Below are 6,710 nucleotides of genomic sequence, written 5' to 3' on the forward strand. Positions count from 1 at the left end.
ATGGTGACAAGATTATACCATATTATCTCTCATTTTCCCTCTGACTAAAATTACTGTACTGTCAACACTAGAAGCTATTGCTTCGGGAATATTTCCTTGTATTGTTTGTTGTAATAAACCTTCACAGGAAGCACCTAAAATGACAATTTCATAATTTTCAATATTGACTAAATTGATAATTTCTTCTACCACAGAGTCAGCTTGTAAACATTGATAAATAACCGCATTTTCCAATTGAGGATAACATAGTAATTGAGAAATTGCAGTTTCTAATACTGTGGTATCTGGGTTATTTATGAAAGGTTTATATATTTGGATTAAACAAATTTCCATATTTTCTGTATCAGAAGATGCTGTAATTAATGAAGGTAATAAATTCACTGCTAGGGGTGCATTTGGTCCGCCTGACATGGGTACTAACCATCTCTTTGTTTGCTGAAGAGATTGGAAATTATCACCAAATTTAACTAAAATTACATCACACATCGCTTGATGAATGATCATATCAACTACATTACCAAAAATTCTCCCTGGTGTAGATGTATTTCCTTTCCAACCCATTAAAATTAAGTTGATATGTCGTTCATTAATGGTTTCTAAAATTGCTTGAGTAAGATCATGAGAAACACGAATTTGGGTATGAATAGGAATATTAAATCTCTTAGCTAAAGATTCTGCTTTTCTTAATAAACGCCGACTTTTAGCCGTTTTTACCGCACTTTCCGAGGGGGAAGTATAACGAGATACTAATATTACTTGTAAACATTCTATTTCATAATGGCGATCGCTGGCAATATTCACAGCAATTTCTAATAAATTTTCTGCGGTTTCTGGGTTAGCAAGGGTTACTAATATTCTCCCTTTACCAATACTAGGAGAACGAGTTTGATATACTATATAAGATGGTTCATTGATAAAACCTGTAATTTTTTGATTACTATTATTTTCACCATTAATATGATCTGCTTCAGCTTTAATAATATCTGCATAAGTAATAATACCAATTAATTTTTTGCCATCTATTACAGGTAAATGACTAATATGATAACGGTTTAATAAGTAGAGAACATGAGTTAATTTATCTTCAGGTTTTACCGTAATTGGTTGAGTAGTCATAATATTCTTTAATAAGGTATTTTCAGGAGTAAAATTTCTCCTAACTCTCTGTAAGTCTGACTGACAAATTAACCCTACTAATTGATTATTTTCTACCACTGGAAAACCGTGATGATGAGAACGATAAAAAACTTGCATCACATCCGCTAATGTTAAATCACAATTTAAGGTTTGTACCTGTTTTTGCATGACATTATCAGCAGTTAATTGAGATAATAAACCTACCATTGCATCATTTTTTTCTAAAGTGATACCCTTGAGATTTAGCAATTTTGTATATAAAGAACCTGGTACAATTTTCTCCGCTACTAAATAAGAAGTGACACATACAATCATTAATGGTAACACTAAATTAAAATCTGTGGTCATTTCAAAAATAATCACAATAGCGGTAATAGGAACTTTTGAAACAGCACTAAAAAAACCTCCCATTCCTGCTAAAGTGTAGGTAATAGGAGAACCAATATCAAATATGATAAATTGAGTCACACCAATAATATGGCCTAAGCAAGAACCTAAAATTAAACTAGGTGCAAATAATCCTCCTGGTGCCCCTGAACCAAAGGCAATTAATGTTAAAATAAACTGGGCAATAAAAGCGATCGCTGCTAAACTAATATTATGTTCACTAGCGATCATATATTCTCGCAAACCAGCATTATCTCGAAAAGATTCTGGTAATAAAGCAATAAAAATACTGGAAATAAACCCAGCTAAAGCTACTTTTAACGGTAAACTAATATGTAATTGCTGATAAATTTTAATAGTGAAAATTAAACCTTTAGTAAATAACGCAGCTAAAATTCCTGCAAATATTCCTAATATTAAAAAACCGGGAATTTCTAATAATGAAAAACTTGTAGAATAATTAATTAATTGTAAATCTAATTGCAAACTGCGGCCACTTAACCACCGTGAAATTACCCCCCCAATAAAAGCCGCTATAATAGCTGTGCCTAAAGTTAAACCCGATAAGTCTTGTAATAATTCTTCAATAATAAATAATACTCCCGCCAAAGGAGCATTAAAAGCAGCCGCTAAACCCGCACCTGCACCAGCAGCGATCATTTGTCGACGATGTTCTGGAGAAGTAGGAACTAAACGACTCATACCCGCCGCTAAACTAGCTCCTATTTGTACTGTCGGTCCTTGTCTACCTAATGTCAAACCTGAACCTAATGTAATAATGGTGGCAATTAATTTGACTATGGCCACGCGCCATGATAGTTTCAATGGTACGTTGGCTAAAGTGGCTTTTACTTGGGGAATACCGCTACCTACTGCTTCTGGTGCAAATCTTTGGACTAACCAACCCGCAAAAAAACCTAAACTTGTAGCAATCATAGGTAAGATTAGCCAAGCAGGTAATATATGTGTGCTATGAACTCGCCATGTTCCCAACCAACCGACGGCTTCTTTAAGTAATACAGCAGATAAAGCTGCTACAATACCAATCACAGATGCTTCTGCTATAGCTAAACCGCTTCTAGGTTGCCATAATTGGCGAATATATTGGGTTAGTAACGCCAAAGAAATCATAAATGGTAGGTTTTAATTGTTGATTAATTGTTGATTAATTGTCAGTCTTAATTTTAAATTGAAAGCAGGACTTTTTTAAAATCATCAGCATTTTTAAAATGAATTTCTGGCTTTTCAACCAATGCTAAATCTATCACCTTAGCTAATTTTGGAGGAATATGAGGATTACGTTGTAAAATGGGTATAGGATCATTTTCGATAACATCCATAAAAGGATCTCTGCAAAAATTCCGGGGAACATATCCTGTTAACATATTATATAAACAAGCTGCTGCTGCCCAAACATCAACTTCTGGGTTACATTCTTTAAATTTTAACGCCTGTTGACGAGGAATAAAACCAGGTGTTCCTCCAATACTTTTAGTTAAAGTTTGTCCACTTAAACCTGCTAAATCGAAAGATTTGGCTAAACCATAATCACCTATTTTAGCAGTTAATTTACCATTAATATTACAGAGGAAAATATTACTGGGTTTTAAATCACGATGAACTAAACCTTTACCTTTTCCATAACCTCCATCTTTTAATTTTACATAGGGAATTTCGGCATTATGAGTGTAGATTAAACCATCTAAAACCTGTAAGATAATATCTACAGCCATATCTACAGGTAACTTTCCTCCTAATTGTTTTATTAAATCATCAACATTACCAGCTTCGTAATATTCCATAACTAAGAAAAACATATTTTCTGCATAGTCATTATCTAATAATTTCACCACATGAGGATGATTTAAGGCTTTAAGATTTTCAATTTCTCTGATAAACATTTGGATATAATTTTCATCTTGGGCTTTTTCTGGTAACATGACTTTTAAAGCTACACATTGATGATTTTGGGAATTTTGGGCTAAATAAACCTCTCCAAAACCACCTTTACCAATAGATTTAATAATTTGATAATTGCGTAATCTTTGTAATTCTTTTTTTCCTTCTATTGCTAATTGAATTAAGTTTTTGACAATATTAAATAAATTAACTTTCTTATTTATTTCTGGTTTAATTATGTGAGGAGTTATAGGTTCGGGAGTTTTAATTATAGGAATGATAATATTAATTTTGAAAATAGTATCACCAATGGTAATGAAATCACCATCTTGTAAATCATATTCAGGAAAATTCAACTTACTAGCTTGTTCTGGGTTTTGGCCAGATTTTCTCCCACCAATTTTAGTATTATTAATAAAAGTTCCGTTTAAACTTCCTAAATCTTTAATTTTGATTTGGGGTGGGTTAATATCTAATAAACAATGATAGCGAGAAACCCGTTTATCAATTTCATCGGGAATGGATAAATAACACTCATCATTTCTACCAATTAAACAAGTGGTAGGACTATCGAAAATATATTGTTTACCAGATAATTTACCTGTGGTAATTGTGAGAGTAATAGTAGATTGCATAATAATTATTCATGATTGTTTTACTTTTCAATTTTTGATAAACGTAGGGTGCGTTAGCGAAGCGTAACGCACCATTTACACACCATAAGTATTGAGCGAAGGGTAACGCACCGTGAGATATAAAGTTTACATAATTTAGTTTACATCATTAAGTAAATATTGCCAATGCGGTATGATTAAAAGTTGCAAAAAAGTTGAAAAACCTGTTGACAAATTTCCGAGTTTCGGTTATAGTATTGGTATGGTGGGAATCTGTGCGCTCATTCATAGTCAGGTTTTCAAAAAGTTTTCTAAAAAGTATTTTTTATCTGAATCAGGATAACCAGGATGTAAGGATTTACAGGATGTTATTGAATGATTTGTGGTGGGGAGTTGATGATTTAACTCTGATATTTTAAATGTGAAAGTGGATATCCTGATTCTGACAAATAAAATTTACATCACCAAACAAACTATCTAAAAATTACCATTGATTATAGTTAATACCAGTCCACAATTGTCAGTCCTGAAACTCTGGAAAATTCATTAACATTGTGAGTAACAAGAGTTGCTTGTAATGTTACAGCTATTCCTGCAATTAAAACATCCATTGGACCGATTGAAGTTCCTTTTTGTTCTAAGTCAGCGCGAATTTTAGCCGCAGTAAAAGCAGCATCTCTATCAAAATCAACTAAATTAATGCGGTTTAAAAGTTGTTGCAGTTGTTGGGTACGTTTTGCGGGTGAATTTGATTTAGCAATTCCTAATTGTAATTCAAAGAGAACAATTGTAGGAATTAAAATTTCTTGGTTTGGTATTTTAGCAAAATTTGCAGCAATTTTTCCTTGACCTTTAAAATAGTAAATTAAAGTGTTCGTATCTAAAACATACATTTTAGAAACTCTCCCTTAAAACATCTTCTCCTGTACTGCTGCGAATTTCTTCTAAACTGGGAAAATCATCTTTCCAACTTCCAGCTAGTGAATAAACTAATTCTTCCCAAGAAAGGTTTTGAGAATCATTGATATTTTGATTAGTATGGAGGTGTTTATTACGGATAAATTCGGCAAAGTTGAGAATTTCTGCTGCTTGTGCAGGGGGTAGTGTTTTTACGAGTGAGTAAATTTGGTCAGCAATAGTCATAATATAGCTAATCCTGTACATTCTTTAATCCTGGACATCCTAATTTGTGACAATATCAATGGTGCGTTACGTCCTGTATTTCATTTATTTGTATATCTTATCATCTTTTCGCGCTCCTAACACATTCTACCAATTACGAACTATGAACTTTCAAAAAATCGCTAAGAGATAGGCAAAAAGACGATTTGATCTTGATATTCTGCTGCAAAAGCAAATTCAGCAATCAAAATTAATTCTTCTAAGTTTTGTCCAATACTAAAATCAGCATTTAAAATCAGAATACCTGGTATATGTTGATTATTAGCAATATGATCTGCTAAATGTACAGGCATAGATGAGCGATTATTTGTTACTAAAATAAAATCATACTCCTCCTCCTCACACCATAAAAGAATTTCAGGATCTAAGGTGCTTTTAGGAGGAGTTCCTAATTCACCAACTGCACGCACCGTTAAATCAGGTTTTCTTTTGCGTAATTGTAGAGTATAGATGGGATCAACATTTTCATCTATTAAATATTTAATGGGCATTTTCTTGTAATTGTTTTAATTTTTCAGCTTTATATTGTTTCAGTTTTTGCACTATGGGGGAAGGATGTAAACGTTGTTGTTCTCATTGTTCATGACTCCAATTTAACCAATTTTCTATATATTGATTGACTGATTCCTGATTTTGTAGATAATAAAGAATTGTGGCATAAATTTGTTCTAGGGTTAAGGTTTTATAGGTTTGAGCGATTTCTTCAGCAGTTTTAGCTTTAAACAGATATTCGTGTAAAATAGTTTCAATACCTATTCTATGACCTTTAATGCGAATATCATTTGGTGCAAGAAATTCAAAATAGTTATCTAATGTCATAATTTTATTGTTTATCTCTACTTGTTGGTAATTTTATTATAACAATCTTTGTCAGAATCAGGATACCCAGGATTTTAGGATTTACAGGATGTTATTTGATAATTTTTGTAGGATTTGATAATTTTAATTTATGAATCAGGATACCCAGGATGTTAGGATTTACAGGATATTATTTGATAATTTTTTGTATGATTTGATGATTTTTATGATGTTATTTAAAATTTGTTTGTGGGGATGTTGGGGATTTTTAGGATATTATTAAATGATTGTATGTAAATGATTATAAACCATCTATAAATTACTATCCTGTACATCCTTTAATCCTGGGTATCCTGATTTGTGACTTTTTTAATGTCTCGAAAATCTAGAATTTTACAACCAGAATATTCTTATCACGTTACCGTGAGATGTAATAACCGTGAGTTTCGCTTAACTAAATTAGAATGTCGTCAAGTTCTAGTTTACGCGATTAAAAAAGCAATTGAAAAATACAACTTTAAATTATACGGTTTGTGCATTATGAGTAATCACATTCATTATCTGCCATATAAAACCTAGACAAAACTAGACTTTACTTTCTACTTCAATGGGAGCATGGGAGCGGTTATCCCTCAGTAGACTTACACGCCTTAGCCAGACGCGATAAATTAATTGCGGCATTTAGATCCCTAT

At 32.3% G+C, this 6,710-nt stretch carries 7 protein-coding genes; 1 reads left to right on the plus strand and 6 read right to left on the minus strand.

Annotated features, from left to right (window positions below; all coding sequences use genetic code 11):
* Nucleotides 1-12: 12 nt before the first annotated feature.
* The 6 genes from H6F32_RS15395 to H6F32_RS15420 all read right to left on the minus strand — a co-directional run bounded on the left by H6F32_RS15395 (nt 13) and on the right by H6F32_RS15420 (nt 6,038).
* Nucleotides 13-2,655, minus strand: coding sequence for a chloride channel protein (locus H6F32_RS15395; protein ID WP_190370192.1), 2,643 nt, complete (start codon nt 2,653-2,655; stop codon nt 13-15).
* A 53-nt stretch (nt 2,656-2,708) separates the two neighbouring features.
* Nucleotides 2,709-4,058 carry a protein kinase domain-containing protein gene (locus tag H6F32_RS15400; RefSeq protein ID WP_190370193.1) on the minus strand — a complete coding sequence of 450 codons (1,350 nt, stop codon included), beginning with the start codon at nt 4,056-4,058 and terminating at the stop codon, nt 2,709-2,711.
* 479 nt (nt 4,059-4,537) lie between these two features.
* On the minus strand, nt 4,538-4,930 hold the full coding sequence (locus H6F32_RS15405) for a type II toxin-antitoxin system VapC family toxin (RefSeq protein ID WP_190370194.1): 393 nt from the start codon (nt 4,928-4,930) through the stop codon (nt 4,538-4,540).
* Nucleotide 4,931: 1 nt separating this feature from the next.
* Nucleotides 4,932-5,180, minus strand: coding sequence for a DUF2281 domain-containing protein (locus H6F32_RS15410; protein WP_190370195.1), 249 nt, complete (start codon nt 5,178-5,180; stop codon nt 4,932-4,934).
* A gap of 161 nt (nt 5,181-5,341) precedes the next feature.
* Nucleotides 5,342-5,710, minus strand: a complete 369-nt coding sequence (locus H6F32_RS15415) for a DUF5615 family PIN-like protein (protein WP_190370196.1) — start codon at nt 5,708-5,710, stop codon at nt 5,342-5,344.
* A gap of 82 nt (nt 5,711-5,792) precedes the next feature.
* Nucleotides 5,793-6,038, minus strand: a complete 246-nt coding sequence (locus tag H6F32_RS15420) for a DUF433 domain-containing protein (RefSeq protein WP_313926653.1) — start codon at nt 6,036-6,038, stop codon at nt 5,793-5,795.
* Nucleotides 6,039-6,389: 351 nt separating this feature from the next.
* Between H6F32_RS15420 and H6F32_RS15425 the strand changes: the two genes are divergently transcribed.
* Complete coding sequence (locus H6F32_RS15425) at nt 6,390-6,596, plus strand: transposase (RefSeq protein ID WP_242031153.1); 207 nt, start codon at nt 6,390-6,392, stop codon at nt 6,594-6,596.
* Nucleotides 6,597-6,710: the final 114 nt, after the last annotated feature.

The organism is Anabaena sp. FACHB-1237 (assembly GCF_014696225.1).
Classification (GTDB): Bacteria; Cyanobacteriota; Cyanobacteriia; order Cyanobacteriales; family Nostocaceae; genus FACHB-1237.

Coding starts and splice junctions, on each gene's coding strand:
- H6F32_RS15425 (WP_242031153.1), top strand. CDS start 6,390: ATGTCTCGAAAATCTAGAATTTTACAACCAGAATATTCTTATCACGTT.
- H6F32_RS15395 (WP_190370192.1), bottom strand. CDS start 2,655: ATGATTTCTTTGGCGTTACTAACCCAATATATTCGCCAATTATGGCAA.
- H6F32_RS15405 (WP_190370194.1), bottom strand. CDS start 4,930: ATGTATGTTTTAGATACGAACACTTTAATTTACTATTTTAAAGGTCAA.
- H6F32_RS15420 (WP_313926653.1), bottom strand. CDS start 6,038: ATGACATTAGATAACTATTTTGAATTTCTTGCACCAAATGATATTCGC.
- H6F32_RS15400 (WP_190370193.1), bottom strand. CDS start 4,058: ATGCAATCTACTATTACTCTCACAATTACCACAGGTAAATTATCTGGT.
- H6F32_RS15410 (WP_190370195.1), bottom strand. CDS start 5,180: ATGACTATTGCTGACCAAATTTACTCACTCGTAAAAACACTACCCCCT.
- H6F32_RS15415 (WP_190370196.1), bottom strand. CDS start 5,710: ATGCCCATTAAATATTTAATAGATGAAAATGTTGATCCCATCTATACT.